Annotated in this window: 3 protein-coding genes (1 of these 3 running past the window's edge); all 3 read left to right on the top strand. The window is 64.8% G+C overall.

Translation table 11 applies throughout. From position 1 onward, the window contains the following. The first annotated feature begins 63 nt into the window (after nt 1-63). Nucleotides 64-288 (top strand): MbtH family protein, encoded by a 225-nt coding sequence (locus AAHH99_RS00135; protein WP_418766884.1) that lies wholly within the window; start codon nt 64-66, stop codon nt 286-288. A 799-nt stretch (nt 289-1,087) separates the two neighbouring features. Further along, nucleotides 1,088-1,312 carry an MbtH family protein gene (locus AAHH99_RS00130; protein WP_418767547.1) on the top strand — a complete coding sequence of 75 codons (225 nt, stop codon included), beginning with the start codon at nt 1,088-1,090 and terminating at the stop codon, nt 1,310-1,312. 47 nt (nt 1,313-1,359) lie between these two features. Continuing rightward, nucleotides 1,360-19,407: the 5' portion of an amino acid adenylation domain-containing protein gene (locus AAHH99_RS00125; protein WP_418766883.1), read on the top strand. The gene runs 1,485 nt beyond the window's last position; the window shows 18,048 of its 19,533 coding nt (coding positions 1-18,048); it begins with the start codon at nt 1,360-1,362; its stop codon lies off the right edge, out of view.

Below are 19,407 nucleotides of genomic sequence, written 5' to 3'. Positions count from 1 at the left end.
GGCCCCTCTATCGTTAGGGCGACCAAGTTGTCGGCGCACCATGTCGATGAGGCGAGGAGTGGGATGAGCATCAATCCGTTCGATGACGACAATGGAACCTTCGTCGTTCTGGTTAACGACGAGGAGCAACACAGCCTTTGGCCTACCTTCGCCGATATCCCAGAAGGGTGGCGAGTGGTTTACGGCGAAGCGGACCGTGCCGCCTGTCTCGACTACATCGAACAGAACTGGCCTGACATACGGCCGAAGAGCTTGCGCGACAGGTTGGCCAGAGACCGCGGGCAGTAGAAAGCTCGCATAGCTAACTCGCGTAGCTAAACTGTGCGTCCGCCGCTGGATCGTAGGGCTCTTCGCAGGTGATGGCCGAGTCTGCGATCGGAGTGCACGCGCAATTCAGGACGAGATCGGTGTAACCCTCGCCGACCTCGTCAACCGTTTCAGGGCCTCTGCGCACAGCCGCGATCGTGTCGATGGCGGCCCATCACCTTTTGCCCGAACCTCCGAACCCACTCTGGGATCGAGTGCGCAACTCGCCCGGAGAACCGGGGCGGCGCCTCAGGGACATCTGACTCGGTCATTCCTGACTTTCTAGTTTGCTGCATCAGGCCCATGCCTCTGTGTAGCAACTCCGGATGATCAATGCGATCCTGGGCGATCCAGGTGAGACGCCACTGTCAACACCGGACGATCACGAACATTGCTTCCGGAATCCGACGCACAGCGAACCCGAACGCCAACGTTTCAGGGCGAAAAATGGGCGAGGTCTAAGATTTGCTGACTGACCGACCGCAGCCGTTGTTGCGTTCGCTACTAGGATCAGAGTGGTGGATGGGGCATTACGCCGACGGATCCGCGACGAATTCAACTGGGCGTTTCAGCACAAGATCAAATCAGTTCTCCCTGGTCAACCCACCCTCTCGGTGACCGGCGGCCCTCGAGTGACAGTCTATTTGCTAGCGCGTCAATATAATGATGCAAGTAGTTCGCTGTGAAACTTTCGAAATCCAACCCGTAACTGGCGTACTCATCTATCGTTGGTAGGAGCAGGCTGTTAGCGCACCATGTCGGTGAGACGGTGGGGAGTATGATGAGCATCAATCCTTTCGACGACGACAATGGAACCTTCGTCGTTCTAGTTAACGACGAGGAGCAGCACAGCCTTTGGCCGACCTTTGCCGACACCCCAAACGGGTGGCGGGTCGTCTATGGCGAAGCGGAACGCACCGCCTGTCTCGGCTACATCGAACAGAACTGGCCCGACATTCGGCCGAAGAGTCTCCGTGACAGGTTGGCCAGAGACCGCGGGCATTAGAAAAAGGCTCGGGGGCGGGAACATAATCGCGCGGTCTCTGGGGGTTCATGGTGCTTGACGACCGGTCGCTGGAGGCTACCCGCCAGCAGTTGGATATATGGCTCGCGCACGAGACGGGTCAAGCTGACACGGAGTGGCAACTCGGCCTGTTCGTAAGAATCGATGGGCCGGTAGAGCGCGATGCCCTCGAGTGGGCAATCAGTCGAGTTGTGCGCGAGGCCGAACCGCTTAGAGCCGCATTCTTCGAGGTCGACGGCAAGATCGTCCAGACGGCGACCGACCATTCGGATGTCGATGTGGCGTTCTATGACCTTAGTGGCTCGCCCCATCCCCAGCGGGAGGCCCGTCGGCTCGCCGATTCGATCCAGCGCACGCCGATGTCGCTGGCCGGTCCGCTCTTCAGGTTCGCACTGTTCAAGACGCGCGCGGATGAGTTCTACCTGTTCGGGTGTTGCCACCACATCGTCATCGACGGCTTCGGTATTGCGTTGGTCGGTCAACGGATTGCGTCGCTCTACTCCGCCGTGGTGTCCGGCGCAGCCGTTGCTCCCGCGCTGTTCGGCTCATTACGGGACCTGATTGCTTGCGAGTCCGAATACGAATCCTCGAACGATTACCTCGAGGACCAGGCCTACTGGGCGGAGCACCTCGCGCAGGAAACCGCCCTGAGCAGCCAGGTTTACCAAGCCGCTGACGAGCGCGATCCAGGACCTTCTGATCCGGTGCCTTTGAACCGTCAAGTCCTTCGCCGGCTCGAAGAGTTCGCCGACCGGTTGGGCGTGCCGCAAAACACTGTCGTCACCGCGGCGTGCGCACTCGTGGTTCGGGGCTGGTGCGCCGACGGCTCGGAGGTGGTTCTCGACTTTCCGGTCAGCAGGCGCGTACGCCCGGAGTCCAAGACGCTGCCGGCGATGCTCGCCGGAATCGTTCCGCTGGTGTTGTCGGTCTCGCCGCAGTCCCCTGTTGGCGACTTCTGCAGGCTTGTCGATGCACGAATGCGGGAAGCGTTGCAACATCAACGGTTTCCGGTACATGCCCTCGAGCGCAATGTCCACCCCCGTGGAATCGGCGCGTCGGCCAACAGGGTGAGCGTCAATTTCCTTCCGGCATCATTCACACTGGACTTCGGTGGAGTCCAGGCATCGGCGTCGCTGACCAATGCCGGCCGTATGGGCGGCTTCGGGTTCATCTTCTCCGGCGCTGGTGAGGACCTTTCTCTGAGCACGACGGGTGCCGGCCATCCGCTTTCGAATGTCGCTGCCACCGATCTAGCCCAGCAGCTGGAGCGGGTCCTGACGGCGATGTTCGCCGACCCCTCACAGTCGCTGCGCTCCATCCGCGTGCTCGAATGGGGCGAGCGCGAGCGGCTCGATGAGATGGGCAATCGGGCGGTGCTAGCCGCTCAGGATCCATCACCGGCTTCAATTCCGGTGTTGTTCGACCGTCAGGTCGCCCGCGCACCGGAGGCAGTGGCGCTGGTTTGCGCGGACGTGTCCCGGACCTACCGCGAGGTCGACGAGGCCGCGAACCGGCTCGCGCACGCGTTGGCAGAAGCGGGTGCGGGCCCGGGCGAGTGTGTGGCCCTTCTGTTTCCGCGATCCGGCGACGCGATCGTGGCGATTTTGGGCGTCCTCAAGAGCGGGGCGGCTTACTTGCCCATCGATCCCGAACATCCTGACGCCCGAATAAGATTCATGCTCGAAGATGCCGCGCCGGTCGTGGCGGTCACCACCGGGGCGTTCGTCGAGCGGCTGAGCGAATTCGATGTGCCGGTGATCGACATCAACGATTCTCGTGTCGACTCGCAGCCCACCACTGGGCTGCCCGGTCCGGCGCCGGACGATATCGCTTACCTCATCTACACCTCGGGCACTACCGGTGTGCCCAAAGGGGTGGCGGTCACTCACGGCAACGTCGCCCAACTGTTGCAGTCAGCGGATCCGACTTTGGTCGCGCCGGGACAGGTGTGGACACAGTGGCATTCGTACGCCTTCGACGTGTCGTGCTGGGAGATCTGGGGCGCACTGCTGGGTGGGGGGCGGCTTGTTGTGGTGCCCGAGACGGTGTCGGGTTCGCCGGCGGATTTCCACACGCTGTTGGTGACCGAGAAGGTCAGTGTGCTGTGCCAGACCCCGTCGGCGGCAGGGATGTTGCCGTCGCAGGGTCTGGAGTCGCTGGCGCTCGTGGTCGCCGGTGAGGCTTGCGCCCCAGAGTTGGTCAATCGCTGGGCGCCCGGGCGCGTGATGATCAATGCTTACGGACCGACCGAGGCCACCGTGTACTCAGCGATGAGCTCGCCATTGGCGCCGGGGCCGGGGTCGGTGCCGATCGGGGTGCCGGTGCCCGGAGCAGCCTTATTCGTGCTCGATGCCTGGCTGCGTCAGGTGCCGGTGGGGGTCGTCGGCGAACTGTATGTGGCAGGCCGTGGCGTGGGTGTCGGCTATGTGCGCCGTTCTGGGTTGACAGCGTCTCGATTTGTGGCGTGTCCGTTCGTAGCAACGGGAGAGCCAGGTCAGCGGATGTACCGCACCGGTGACATCGTGCGGTGGGGTGAGGATGGTCAACTGCAGTACCTCGGTCGCGCCGACGAACAGGTCAAGATTCGCGGATACCGCATCGAATTGGGTGAAGTCCAGACGGCGCTGGGCGAACTCGACGGAGTGACACAAGCGGCGGTCGTCGTCCGTGAGGACCGTCCTGGTGATAAGCGTCTGATCGGTTATGTCACCGAACCATTCGACGGAGCGGTCGATCCGCACCGGTTACGGTCCACGTTGGCCGAGCGCCTCCCGGCTTACATGGTGCCCGCGGCAATCGTGGTGCTCGACGCGTTGCCGTTGACCGTGAACGGCAAACTCGACAGACATGCTCTGCCGGCGCCGGAGTACAACGCCGGCGCGTACCGTGCCCCCGCCACTCCCACCGAGGAAATCCTGGTCGGCATCTACGGCCAGGTGCTCGGGCTCGAGCGGGTCGGGGTCGACGAATCCTTCTTCGAGCTGGGCGGCGACAGCATTCTGGCGATGCGTCTGGTTGCGGCGGTCAACGCCGGACTGGGTGCGCACCTCGCAGTGCGCACGGTATTCGACGCGCCCACGGTCGGCCAGCTGGCTCTTCGGGTGGCTGAGGACGGTGATCGACGGGAGCCGTTGGTCGCCGTTGAGCGGCCTTCGGTGGTGCCGTTGTCGTATGCCCAGAGCCGGTTGTGGTTCCTCAACCGCTTCGAGGGTGGCGTTGCGACCTACAACATGCCCACGGCGTTGCGGTTCAGCGGTGCGCTCGATGTAGCTGCCCTCGACGCGGCACTGGACGATGTGATCGCCCGCCATGAGGCGTTGCGCACCGTTTTTCCCGACGTGGACGGCGAGCCGTATCAACAGCTGCTGCCCGCGGAGCCGGGGATGTGGCGGCGTCGGGGCCCGGCGATAGTGCACCTGTCCGAAGCTGATCTCGCCCATGATCTGGCGGCCCTGGCGGAATACCGGTTCGATCTGGCCACCGAGATTCCCCTGCGCGCACAGATCTATGCGGTCGGGCCAGGTCAGCATGTGCTCGGAATCGTGGTGCATCACATCGCTTTTGACGGTTGGTCGTTGGCTCCGATGGTGCGTGATGTGGCCGAGGCGTATCGCGCCCGTCGCGCCGGAGGGGAGCCGGGCTGGTCGCCGTTGCCGGTGCAGTATGCCGATTACACGTTGTGGCAACGGGATTGGCTGGGTGTCGAGTCGGATCCGGACAGTGTGATCGCTGGGCAGTTGGCCTATTGGCGAGCTGAGCTCGCCGATGTGCCGGAGGTGGTGTCGCTGCCTGCGGATCGTGCGCGTCCGGCGGTGCCCAGTTATCGCGGTGACGGGGTGGAGTTGCGCATCGAGGCGCCGCTGTGGGCGCAGGTCAAGGCGGTGGCGGCGGCGCACAATGCGACGGCGTCGATGGTGATGCAGGCGGTGTTGGCGGTGGTGCTGCACCGTGCGGGGGTGGGCCAGGACGTGGTGATGGGCTCGCCGATCGCCGGGCGGTTGGATGCCGCGCTCGATGATCTGGTCGGGTTCTTCGTCAACACGTGGGTGTTGCGGGTTGCGGTGAGTTCTGAGGACTCGTTCAGCGAGGTGCTCGAGCGGGTGCGTCAGAAGGCGTTGAATGCCTACAGCAATCAGGATGTGCCGTTCGAGTTGCTTGTCGAGCAGCTCAACCCGGTGCGCTCCACGTCGCACCATCCACTGTTCCAGGTGGCCTTGGCATTTCAGAACAATGTGCGTCCCGAGATGGCGCTCGATGGAGTCGACGTCGCGCCGGTGGAGATGGACACCCGCACCGCCAAGTTCGACTTGGATATCCAGCTCAGCGAACTGTCTGGTCCCGATCAGATGGGTGCCGCCGGCACGGTCACCTATTCGAAGGACCTGTATGACCGGCCCACCATCGAGCGGATGGTCGGTTGGTTCGACCGGGTCCTCGAGGCCGTGGTCAACGATGCCTCACTGCCAGTGGGCGAGGTCGCCCTACTTGATGGCCGTGAGCGTGATCTTGTCCTGGCTCGATGGTCCGGTGCCCAGGTGCCGGCGGCCGTGGGCGTAGTTCCGGAACTTCTTGCCGCGGCGGTGGCAGCCGGCCCGGACGAGACGGCCGTGGTCGATGGTCACCGCCAGCTGTCCTATCGCGAGCTCGATGAGTGGTCGACGCGACTCGCGCGGTTGCTCATCGAAACGGGAGTGGGCCCCGAACGCAGTGTGGGCGTGGCGATGGACCGCTGCGCGGAGTTGGTCGTGGCCTGGTGGGCGGTGCTCAAGGCCGGCGGGGTCTATGTGCCCTTGGATGCCAACCATCCGGTGGAACGCATCGCGACGGTGCTGGACGCCGTGGATGCGGTGTGCGTGCTGACCTATGGAGTCGACGCGTTGGCCGGGGCCGGTTCGCGCCCGGTGCTGAGCCTCGACGGCCTCGACGTGCGTGATCATTCGGCGGATCCCATCACCGACGCCGACCGGCTGGCTCCCTTGACCGTGGACACCGCCGCGTATGTGATATTCACGTCGGGATCGACAGGTGTACCCAAGGGCGTCGCGGTCAGCCACGCCGGTCTGCCAGGTGTAGCCGCTGCCCACAGAGCCCAGTTCGGTTTGGACGCCGGATCGCGCGTGTTGATGGTCGCCTCCCCTACCTTCGACGCGTCCATTTTCGAGTGGATGTGGGCGGTGGGCTCACGAGCGACGTTGGTTGTAGCGCCACGTGACGCGTATGCCGGCGAGGCGTTGGCTGATGTGCTGCGAACTCAACGGGTTGATGCGGCACTGTTGACTCCGACCGTGCTGGCTACGCTGGATCAAGCTCGGGTAGCCGGCCTCGACACACTCGTCACGGGTGGGGAGGCTTGTCCGGCCGAACTGGTCGCCGGCTGGGCGCCGAGACGCCGCATGTTCAATGCCTACGGGCCCACCGAGGCGACCATCTGGGCAACGTGCGATGCGCTGTCGGCGGGACACCCGGTGCGCATCGGAGCCCCGATCGCCGGCGTCACTGCCCTGGTGTTGGACGGTCGGCTCAGCCCCGCGCCGGTCGGGGTGGTGGGCGAGTTGTATCTGGGCGGGCCCGCGGTGGCGCGCGGTTATGTGGGCCGGCCCGACTTGACCGCTGAGCGTTTCGTCGCCGATCCGTTCGGAGCGGCGGGAACACGCATGTACCGCACCGGTGATCTGGTGCGCTGGACCGCGGCGGGAGCGTTGGACTACCTGGGTCGAGCCGATACGCAGGTCAAGCTGCGCGGGCAGCGTTTAGAGCTCGGTGAGGTCGAGAACGCGCTGCTGGCCTGCCCGGAGGTCGTGCGAGCTGCTGCCAGCTTGCACACCAGCGACACCGGCGAGCATCTGGTGGCTTACGTGACCCTGGAGCAGACCACCGCCGCCGACTACGAGAGCGAAACTGTCGAGCACTGGCAGAACATCTATGACGAGCTCTACGACGCGGACATCGAAGTGCCGGAGTTCGGCAGCGACTTCCGGGGTTGGAACAGCAGCTACACCGACGATCCGATACCCCTTGCCGAGATGCAGCAGTGGCGTTCGGCCACGGTAGACCGAATCATGGCGTTGCAGCCGCGGCGGGTGTTGGAGATCGGCGTGGGCTCCGGCCTTCTGTTGTCCGAAATCGCTCCCGCGTGCGAGAAGTATTGGGGTACCGACTTTTCCGCGCCCACCATCCGCAATTTGCGGGCGGCGGTAGCCACGCAGCCCTGGGGAGACAGGGTCGAGCTGTTGGCCCAGCCCGCGCATATTGCCGGAACGCTGCCGACGGGCTATTTCGACACGATCATCATCAACTCGGTCATCCAGTACTTCCCGAGCGCGCACTACCTGGCCGAGGTCATCGACACCGCGGTCGATCTATTGGCGCCGGGCGGAGCGTTGTACATCGGTGACGTGCGCAACTACAGCCTGCAGGGTGCATTCCAGACCGGCGTCGTGCTGGCGCACACCCCCAACGCCGACGCCCCGGAGATCCGGCACCGGGTGCATCGCGCGATCCTGGGTGAGCCCGAGTTGTTGCTTGCGCCGGAGTTCTTCACCCAGTGGGCCGCAGGGCATCCGTCGGTGGCCGGCCTCGACATACAGGTCAAACGGGGAGCCGCCGACAACGAGCTGACCCGCTACCGCTACGAGGTCGTCGTCTACACGAGCCCCTCCTCTGTGCGATCGCTGTTCGATGTGCCCACGTGGGAGTGGGATGCCCGCGGCGGCCTTGACCGGCTGGAGACCGACCTAGCGGCACGACGTCCGGATGCAGTGCGTGTCACCGCAATTCCGCATGCCGGGGTGATCGGCGACGTCCGGATCGAACAGGGCCTGGCCGAAGGGTTGTCGCCGCCGGACGCGATCGCTCACGCCGCCGAAGCGCCCCAGGCGGTCAGCCCCGAACGACTACACCGTCTCGGTGAAGCCACTGGCTACCGGGTCGGGGTGACCTGGGGCGCCGAACCGGGCACTCTGGACGCGATTTTCACACCTCCCGGCGAGGCCGGAGAATCCCCTGCGCTGAGCGATCTCTACCTGGGGTCCACCCATACAGGTCAAACCAGCGCACATGCCAACGATCCGCACACCAATACCAAGATCAACGCCGTACGCCAGTGGATGAGCTCTCGGCTGCCTGACTACATGGTGCCGACTCAGTACATCGCGCTCGACGACTTCCCGATGACGTCTTCGGGCAAGATCGACCGAAAGGCACTGCCGGAACCGGTGATTGCGGCCACGCCTTTCCGGGCGCCGCAGACCCAGATGGAGACGATCGTCGCGGACGCCTTCGCCGATGTTCTGGGCATCGACCGGGTGGGGCTCGACGACGATTTCTTCGCGCTGGGCGGAGACTCGCTGATCGCCATTCGCGTCAGCGCACGTTTACAGGCGGCCCTGGATCGAGAAGTTCCCGTGCGATATCTGTTCGATGCCCCGATCGTCGGGGATCTTGCCGACTATCTGCAGAGGCACCATGGCGATACCGCTCACGCGCCACTGCGGGTGATGCCGCGCCCGGAGCGGGTGCCCCTCTCCTTCGCTCAGAGTCGGTTGTGGTTCCTCGACCAGCTACAGGGTCCATCGGCGGTCTACAACATGGCGGTGGCGTTGCGCCTGTCCGGGCAGCTCGATGCCGGCGCTCTTGGTGAAGCGCTTGCCGATGTGGTGGGCCGACACGAGAGCCTGCGTACCCTGTTCGTGTCCGCCGAGGGTGTCCCTCATCAGGTGGTGATTTCCCCCGCAGAGGCCGACTTCGGTTGGCAGGTCATCGATACCGGTGGCTGGGCGAAGGCGCAGCTCAGTGAGGCGATAGGCGCGACGGCGCGTCACACCTTTGATCTTGCTGTCGAGATTCCTTTGCGCGCAACACTTTTCCGTATCACCCACGATGAGCATGTACTGGTCGCGGTGGTTCACCACATCGCCGCCGATGGTTGGTCCGTCGCCCCGCTGGTGCGTGACCTGGGAGATGCATACGACAGCCGTTGTGCGGGACGGAGCCCGGACTGGGCGCAGTTGCCGGTGCAGTACATCGACTACACGTTGTGGCAGCGCGAGCACCTGGGCGACCTCGACGATGCGAGCAGTCCCATTGCCGCACAGATCGCCTATTGGGAGCAGGCTCTGGGCGGACTGCCGGAGCGGCTGGCGTTGCCAACCGATCGCCCTTATCCGCCGGTGGCCGATCACCGCGGGGCCACTGTAACGGTGGACTGGCCGGCGCAGTTACAGCAGCAGGTCGCCAGGGCGGCCCGCGAACACAACGCAACCAGCTTCATGGTGATCCAGGCCGCGCTGGCGGTGCTGCTCTCCGAGATGAGCGGCAGCAGTGACATAGCTGTGGGCATCGCGATCGCGGGGCGCGGTGATCCGGCACTCGACGAACTGGTCGGGTTCTTCGTCAATACCCTGGTGTTGCGGGTCGATCTGAGCGGCGATCCCGACATCGCACGGGTACTGGCCCAGGTGCGCCAGCGTGGCCTGACCGCCTACCAGCACCGCGATGTGCCGTTCGAAGTGCTGGTCGATCGGCTGAACCCGACCCGTTCGTTGACCCATCATCCGCTGGTGCAGGTGATGTTGACGTGGCAGAACCTCCCCTGGCACACCAACGGTCCTGCCGCTGGACTCCGACTGGGTGATGTGCAGGCTGTTCCACTGCCCGCAGACACCTGCACCGCCCGTATGGATTTGGTGTTCTCTCTGGCGGAGCGCTTCACGGAAAGCGGTGAGCCGGACGGGATCTCGGGGATGGTGGAGTTCCGCACCGACGTGTTCGACACCGCTACGATCGAGGTGCTGATCAGACGGTTGGAACGGGTGCTGTTGGCGATCACGACGGATCCGACCCAAGCGTTGTCGTCGGTCGATGTGCTCGACGCCGCAGAGCATGCGCTGCTCGATCAGATCGGTAACCGGGCGGTGCTGGCTCGGCCGGTCACCGAAAAGTCGATCCCAACGGCCTTCGCCGAGCGGGTGGCGCACGCCCCACAGGCCGTGGCGCTGAGCTTCGCCGAGCGCTCGATGACATATCGCGAACTGGATGAAGCATCGAATCGATTGGCGCACTTGTTGGTTGGCGAGGGTGCTGGCCCGGGTCAGTGCGTGGCGACCCTGTTTCACCGTTCCCCCAAGGCGATCATCGCGATTCTGGCGGTACTCAAGACGGGCGCCGCCTATCTGCCGATCGATCCGTCGGTGCCACCGGCGCGGATCGCGTTCATGGTGGCCGATTCGAACCCGATCGCAGCGGTCACCTCCACAGCGTTGACCGAACGGCTGGACGATCTGGGCTTGCGGGTCATCGATGTCGAGGATCCGCGCGTCGACACACAGCCTGCGACCACCTTGCCGGGTCCGGCGCCAGAGGACATCGCCCACGTCATCTACACCTCGGGCACCACCGGAACTCCGAAGGGTGTGGCAGTCACCCACCACAACGTGACGAGGCTCTTCGACGGTCTCGATGTGGGTTTGAACATGGGGCCCGATCAGGTCTGGTCGCAATGCCATTCCTACGCCTTCGACTACTCGGTGTGGGAGATCTGGGGTGCGCTGCTGTTCGGTGGCCGGCTCGTGGTTGTGCCCGAGGAAGTGTCCCGTTCCCCGCAGGATCTTCATGCGGTGCTGGTCTCCCAAGGCGTCACCGTACTCAGCCAGACCCCGTCGTCGGTGGGCATGCTGTCCCCTGAGGGGCTGGACCAGACGGCGCTGATGATCGCCGCCGAGCCCTGCCCGCGCGAGGTGGTGCAGCGCTGGGCCCCGGGACGGCTGATGATCAACGGTTACGGCCCCACCGAGACCACGGTGTATGCCACTATCAGCGCGCCGCTGACCCCGGGCGCGGCGGAGGTGCCGATCGGTGTGCCAGTACCGGGAGCGGCGTTGTTCGTCCTCGACGCGCGGTTGCGGACGGCGCCGAATGGGGTGGTCGGCGAGTTGTATGTCGCCGGCCGGGGGGTAGGTGTCGGCTATGTGCGCCGTGCGGGGCTGACCGCCTCGCGATTCGTGGCTTGCCCCTTCGGTGGACCGGGGTCACGGATGTATCGCACCGGGGATCTGGTGGCTTGGGGCGCCGACGGCCAACTGCGCTACTTCGGTCGTGCCGATGAGCAGGTCAAGATTCGCGGCTATCGCATCGAACTCGGTGAAGTTCAAGCCACGCTGGCCGGGTTGACGGGTGTGAAGCAGGCAGCGGTGATCGTGCGCGAGGACCAGCCCGGCGACAAGCGCCTGGTCGGCTACGTCACCGGCGACGCGGACCCGACACAGGTGCGAGCGCTACTGTCTGAGCGGCTGCCGGCCTACATGGTCCCGACCGCAATGGTGGCCATCGACGCATTGCCGCTGACGGTCAACGGGAAACTCGACAAGCGTGCGTTACCGGCGCCCGAGTACGAACACGGCGACGATTATCGCGCCCCGTCCACCGCGGTCGAAGAGATCCTGGCCGGTATCTACGCGCAGGTTCTCGGACTCGAACGGGTCGGGGTCGATGACTCATTCTTCCACCTTGGCGGGGATTCACTGTCGGCGATGCGGGTGGTCGCCGCTATCAGCTCCGCGCTCGACGCGGATGTCGCGGTGCGCACGCTGTTCGATTCTCCGACAGTCGCCGAACTTGCGCCGCGTATCGGGGAAAGCTCGCGCGGGCTTCCGCCGTTGGTCGCCGGTGAACGGCCCGCGGTGCTGCCGCTGTCGTTCGCTCAACAGCGGTTATGGTTCCTCGAGCAGTTGCAGGGACCTTCGGCGATCTACAACATGCCGGTTGCGCTGCGGCTGACTGGACAGCTTGACGCCGAGGCTCTGGGTGCGGCGCTGGCAGATGTCGTGAGACGCCAGGAGACGCTGCGGACTGTGTTCACGGCGGTTGACGGCGCACCTCAACAGTTATTGGTGCCCGTCGAGCGGGCGGACTTCGGCTGGCATGTCGTCGACGCCCGAGGCTGGTCGGCCGCGAAGCTGCGTGATGCCATCGATGACGTGGCATTCTATGCGTTCGACCTGAACGCCGAGATCCCCTTGCGTGCAACGCTTTTCCGCGTCGCCGATAACGAGCACGTGATGGCGGCGGTGGTGCATCACGTCGCCGCGGACGGCTGGTCGATAAGGCCGCTGGTAGCCGATCTTGGACGTGCATACGCGAGCCGATGCGCGGACCGGTCACCCGATTGGGCGCCGCTGCCGGTTCAGTACATCGACTACACGCTGTGGCAGCGTCGCCACTTGGGTGAAATCGAGGACAGCGAAAGCCCGATCGCCGTTCAGCTGGCGTATTGGGAGCACGCACTGTCTGGGCTGCCCGAGCGTCTCGCGCTACCCACCGATCGACCCTATCCGCCGGCAGCCGATCACCGCGGAGCCACCGTGACGGTCGATTGGCCGGCGGACGTGCAGCGGCAGGTGGCCTCGGTGGCTCGCGAGCACAACGCGACCAGTTTCATGGTGGTCCAGGCCGCACTGGCGGTCCTGTTGGCTGAGCTCAGCGCGAGTTCCGATGTGGCGGTGGGCTTTCCGATCGCGGGCCGGCGTGATTCAGCACTCGATGAACTTGTGGGTTTCTTCGTCAACACGCTGGTGCTGAGGGTCGACGTAGCCGGTGACCCAACGGTTTCCGAACTCATCGGTCAAGTACGACAACGCGCGCTGGCGGCCTATGAGCACCAAGACGTGCCCTTCGAGGTCCTGGTCGAGCGGCTGAACCCCGGCCGCAGCCTTGCCCATCACCCGTTGGTTCAGGTGATCTTGGGATGGCAGAACTTCGTCGGAAATCCCGTCGCCGATCTTTCTTTGGGCGACGTGCAGGTCACCCCACTTCCGGTGGATACCCGCACGGCCCGAATGGATTTGACATTCTCGCTGAGCGAATGCTTCACCGAGACGGGTGGGCCGGCGGGTATCAGCGGCACGGTCGAGTTCCGCACCGATGTGTTCGACGCCGCCAGCATCGAAACCCTGATCTACCGGCTGCGGCGGGTGCTGGTGGCGATGACCACCGACCCGCGACGTCCGCTGTCATCGATAGATGTGCTACATCCCGGTGAGCGCGCACAACTGGATCAATGGGGTCACCGTGCGGTGCTGACCCAAACCGCCGTGTCCGCGTCCATCCCACAGCTGTTCGCCGCCCAGGTCGCGCGTGCCCCTCAGGCGACGGCATTGACATGCGAAGGCCGTTCGTGGACTTATCGCGCACTCGACGAGGCGTCGAATCGGTTGGCGCATCTGTTGGTCGAGCATGGGGCGGGACCGGGTCAGTCCGTCGCAGTGCTGTTTCCCCGCTCGGCCGAAGCGATCGTGGCGATCCTCGGTGTGGTCAAAACGGGCGCGGCGTATCTGCCGATCGACCCGGCGGCGCCGTCGGCCCGAATCCAGTTCATGCTGGAGGATGCCGCGCCGACGGCAGCGGTCACCACAGGCCAATTGGCCGAGCGGCTGGCGCGATTCGACAATCTGGCGGTCATCGACATCGGCGATCCGGGCATCGACGAGCATCCTGCGACCGGCTTGCGCAGCGCGGCGGCCGATGACGTCGCTCACATCATTTACACGTCGGGCACGACGGGGGCCCCGAAAGGGGTGGCGGTCACACACCACAACGTGACCCGGTTGTTCGACGGACTCGATGTCGGTTTGGACATCGGCCCGGCACAGGTGTGGTCGCAGTGTCATTCGTATGCGTTCGACTATTCGGTGTGGGAAATCTGGGGTGCGCTGCTGCACGGGGGGCGGCTGGTGGTGATGCCCGAGGAGGTGACCAGTTCTGCGCAGCGTCTGCACGAGTTGTTGATCGCCGAAAAGGTGACGGTACTGAGTCAGACGCCCTCGGCGGTCGGGATGTTGTCGCCGGAGGGGTTGGAGTCTGCGGCGTTGATGATTGCCGCCGAGGCGTGCCCCCACGAGGTCGTGGACCGATGGGCGCCGGGGCGCGTAATGATCAACGGTTACGGTCCGACCGAGACGACCGTCTATGCCACCATCAGCGCGCCTTTGGTCTCTGGTGCGGGGGAGGTGCCGATCGGTGTCCCGGTGCCGGGCGCGGCGTTGTTCGTGCTCGACGCGCGATTGCGTTTGGCGCCAACAGGTGTGATCGGTGAGTTGTATGTGTCCGGCCGCGGTGTGGGCCTCGGGTACTTGCGGCGAGCCGGGTTGACAGCCTCCCGGTTTGTGGCATGCCCGTTCGTCGGCACGGAAGCGCCAGGACAACGGATGTATCGCACTGGCGACCTGGTGTGCTGGGGTCCTGACGGACAACTCCGGTATTTCGGCCGCGCTGATGAGCAGGTCAAGATTCGCGGCTATCGCATCGAACTGGGCGAGATCCGAGCAGCCGTCGCTGGGCTCGCCGGCGTGCAGCAAGCCGTGGTGGTCGTGCGCGAAGACCGTCCCGGCGACAAGCGATTGGTCGCCTACATCACCGGTACCGCGGATCCAGTTTCAGTTCGCGCCAGGCTGGTAGAACGGCTCCCGGGCTACATGGTTCCGGCGGCGGTGGTGGCCATCGACGCGCTGCCAGTGACTGTCAACGGCAAACTCGACAAGCGCGCACTGCCGGCACCCGACTACGGCGACGCCGATGACTACCGCGCTCCGAGAACCGCGGTCGAGGAGATCGTGGCCGGCATCTATGCGAAGGTGCTCGGACTGGAGCGGGTCGGGGTCGACGAGTCGTTCTTCGATCTGGGCGGGGACTCCATTTCTGCGATGCGACTGATCGCTGCGATCAACACGAGCCTGGACGTCGACCTCGGAGTCCGCGTTCTGTTCGACACACCGACGGTGTCCCAACTCGCACCGCAAATCGGTGAGGGTTCGGGTCGACGCCAGCCGCTGGTACCGATAGATCGGCCGGACGTGGTGCCGTTGTCGTATGCCCAGAGCCGGTTGTGGTTCCTGAACCGCTACGAGGGCGGCGTTGCCACCTACAACATGCCGATCGCGTTCCGGATCAACGGTGAACTCGACGTGGACGCGCTCGCCGCGGCCCTCGATGACGTCATCGCGCGCCACGAATCCCTGCGCACAGTCTTTCCCGAGGTCGGCGGCGTGCCGTCGCAGAAGGTGCTGCCGGCAGAGCCGGGCATGTGGCGGCGCGGGAACACGACCGTGGATCGGGTGCCTGCGTCGGACATCGAAAGCGCGTTGGCGGCGCTTGCGGGTCATCGATTCGATCTGTCCAACGAGATTCCGATCCGCGCGCAGGTCTATACGGTCGGATCTCAGCAGTACGTGGTGGGAATTGTCCTGCACCACATTGCTTTCGACGGATGGTCGATGGCGCCGATGATCCGCGATGTCGGAGTGGCGTATCGGGCTCGGCGGCAGGGCACGGCCCCGAGCTGGGCTCCGTTGCCCGTGCAGTACGTGGACTACACGTTGTGGCAGCGCGATTGTTTGGGTGTCGAGTCCGACCCCGACAGCGTCATCGCGGGCCAATTGGCATATTGGCAAAAGGAACTGGCGGATCTGCCCGAGGTGGTGTCGCTGCCAACGGATCGACCGCGTCCGTCGGTGCCCAGTTACCGCGGTGACGGCGTGGACCTGCGCATCGACCCGCGGCTGTGGTCGGAAATCAAGGCGGTTGCGGCAGCACACAATGCGACCACCTCGATGGTGATGCAGGCGGTCCTGGCCTCGGTGTTGCACCGCGCCGGCATGGGTGAGGACATCGCATTGGGCACGCCGATCGCCGGACGGTCGGATCAGGCGTTGGGCGAGCTGGTGGGATTCTTCGTCAACTCGTGGGTGCTGCGAGTGGGGGTGCGATCCGGTCAGCGGTTCAGCGAGGTGCTCGAGCAAGTGCGCCTTAAGGCGTTGGACGCGTACAGCAATCAGGATGTGCCGTTCGAAATGCTCGTTGAGCATCTCAACCCGGTGCGCTCCACCTCGCATCATCCGTTGTTTCAAGTGGCATTGGCCTTCCAGAACAATGTGCGTCCCGAAGTGGCGCTGGACGGAGTCGACGTCGAGCCGGTCGGGGTGCTCACCCGCACCGCCAAGTTCGACATCGATTTCGATCTGAGAGAGGTGCCGACCGAGAACCCCGCCGCGCCAATGGCTGTCGGTGTGGTGACGTACGCAACGGACTTGTTCGATCGGTCCTCCATCGAGCGACTGGTTGGCTGGTTCGATCGCATTGTCGAGGCGGTGGTAGCCGATCCCTCGGCGGTGATCGGCGGAGTGGCGCTGCTGGGTTGCGGCGAACGTGACTTGGTGCTGTCGCAGTGGTCGGGTGCTGGCGTCTCCGCACCGGTGGGGATGACCTCGTATGTGTTGGCGGGCGCGGTGGCCGCCGCCCCGACGGCGGTCGCCGTCATCGATGGTTCACGCGTGTTGTCGTACCGCGAACTCGACGAGTGGTCGACGCGGTTGGCGCGAGTCCTGATCGAGTTCGGGGTCGGGCCGGAGAGCGCAGTGGGCGTCGCGATGGATCGGTCTGCGGAGCTGGTGGTTGCGTGGTGGGCGATCGTCAAGGCCGGCGGCGTGTACGTGCCGGTGGATCGAGCTCATCCCGTGGAACGCATTTCCTCCCTGCTGGAGAACGTCGATTCGGTATGCGTACTGACCAGTGGCGACGGCATACCCGCTGGAGCAGCAGGCTCGCGTCCAGTGCTTCGCATCAATGACTTGGACCTGTCAGGGCGCAGTGCCGAACCCATTACCGACGCTGATCGGCTGGCAGCATTGACGGTTGAAAACGCCGCGTATGTGATCTTCACATCGGGTTCCACCGGCATCCCGAAGGGCGTTGCGGTCAGCCACACCGGTGTGTGGGGATTGATCGCTGCCCAGCATGAAGAGTACGGAGTGGAGAACCTGTCTCGAGTCGCGATGGTGGCGGCGCCGACGTTCGACGCGTCGGTCTTTGAGATGTTGTGGGCGGCCGGTGCGGCCGGGACGTTGGTAGTGGTTCCCCCGCAGGCCTACGCCGGGGAGGCGTTGACCGCGCTGCTGCATGGTCAGCAGGTCAGCGCCGCCGTCATGACCCCATCGGTCGTGGCGTCACTGGATCGAAGCCGGCTCGACAGGCTGCAGACTCTAATCACGGCCGGGGAGACCTGCCCACCCGAACTGGTGGCCGCTTGGGCGTCGGGACGGCAGATGTACAACGCTTACGGCCCCACCGAAGCCACGGTGTGGGCGACCGGCACAGCGCCGCTTCGTGCAGGGCAGCCGGTCGACATCGGCGTGCCGATCCGTGGAGTGGGTGCGCTGGTTCTGGATTCGAGGTTGAATCCGGCCGCGACCGGGATCGTGGGTGAGTTGTATGTCACAGGAACGACATTGGCGCGCGGGTACGTGGGGCGGCGCGCACTGACGGCAGAGCGTTTCGTGGCCAACCCATATGGGCGGGCGGGGGAACGGATGTATCGCACCGGGGACCTCGTGCGCTGGACCCGGGCGGGCACCCTGCAGTATCTCGGGCGCGCCGACGCACAGATCAAACTTCGCGGGCAGCGCATCGAGCTGGGGGAGATCGAGAACACCCTGCTGGGCTGCCCGCAGGTCACCCAAGCCGCAGCGACAGTGCACCACAGCGATACGGGAGCCGATCATCTGATCGCGTACGTCGCCCTGGAGCACGCCAGCAGCGCAGATCATGACGTGGAAATCGTCGACCAGTGGCAACAGATGTATGACGAGTGGTACGGCGCCGAGGTGGAGGGGCCGGAGTTCGGAATGGACTTCCGGGGCTGGAACAGCAGTTACACCGGTGATCCGATTCCGCTGACAGAGATGCAGGAGTGGCGGCGCGCCACTGTGGACCGGATCTTGGCGCTGCGGCCCCGGCGAGTCTTGGAGATTGGCGCCGGATCGGGGCTGATCCTGTCTCAAGTCGCCCCGAACTGTGAACGCTATGTCGGTACCGATATGTCTGCAGCGGCTGTCGATAACCTTGCGCGCTCACTCGAGCGATTGCAGATTCCCTGGCGCGATCGCGTCGAATTGTTGACCCGCCCGGCGCATGTCACCGAGGGGCTGCCGGATGGCTACTTCGACACCGTGATCTTCAACTCCGTCGTCCAGTACTTCCCCAACGCCGGGTATCTGGCCGAGGTCATAGACGCCGCGATGGCTCTGCTGGCCCCGGGCGGGGCGCTCTTCATCGGGGATGTGCGAAACCACGGCTTGCAAAGGGCGTTCCAGACCGCAGTGGCGTTCGCACGCACCAGCACCGACGACGCCATTGAGATCCGGCAACGGGTTGAGCGAGCGGTACTCGGCGAACCCGAATTATTGCTCGCGCCGGAATTTTTCACGACATGGGCTGCCGAGCATTCGGCGGTCGCCGGCCTCGACATCGAAGTCAAGCGCGGCGTGGCCGACAACGAGCTGAACCGGTACCGGTACGACGTCATCGTCCATAAAGCTCCAACGCGAGTGAGATCGCTTGCAGAGGCGCCCACATGGGAGTGGAGCGCAAGCGGCGGGATCACCGGGTTGAAAGCCACTTTGACGGCGCAGCGAATGGACGCGGTGCGGGTCAGCGCCATTCCACGCGCCGGGGTGATCGGCGACGTGCAGGTCGAACAAGCTCTGGCTGCTGGTCTGACGGCCGCCGAGGCACGCAGGAAGGCTGCGGTGACCACGGAAGCCGTTGTCCCCGAACAGTTGTATCGCATCGGCGAGGACACCGGATACCACGTCGCTGTCACCTGGGGCGCCGAGCCCGGCACCCTCGATGCGGTGTTCACGGCGGCCACCAACGGTGCGCACGGCCCGGCGTTGACTGACCTGTATCGGCCCACGGCCGCAGGCGGACAGCGCAGCATCTACGCCAACGATCCCGACACCAACACCAAGATCAGCGCGGTGCGCCAGTGGATGGGCGCGCGCTTGCCGGAGTACATGGTGCCGACTCAGATCGTGGTTCTCGATCAATTGCCGCTGACAACCTCCGGCAAGGTGGATCGTAGGGCCTTACCCGAACCGGTATTCGCAGCGACGGCTTTCCGTGCCCCGCAGACGCCGACCGAAAAGATCATCGCCGACACCTTCGCTGAAGTGTTGGGTGTGGCCCGGGTCGGCCTCGATGACGACTTTTTTGCCCTCGGAGGCGATTCGTTGATAGCTACCCGAGTGACT

It is taken from the genome of Mycobacterium neumannii (genome assembly GCF_048452905.1).
GTDB lineage: Bacteria > Actinomycetota > Actinomycetes > Mycobacteriales > Mycobacteriaceae > Mycobacterium > Mycobacterium neumannii_B.
Note: the sequence above shows the minus strand (reverse complement) of the source record. Positions and strands in the feature narration are given on the sequence as shown.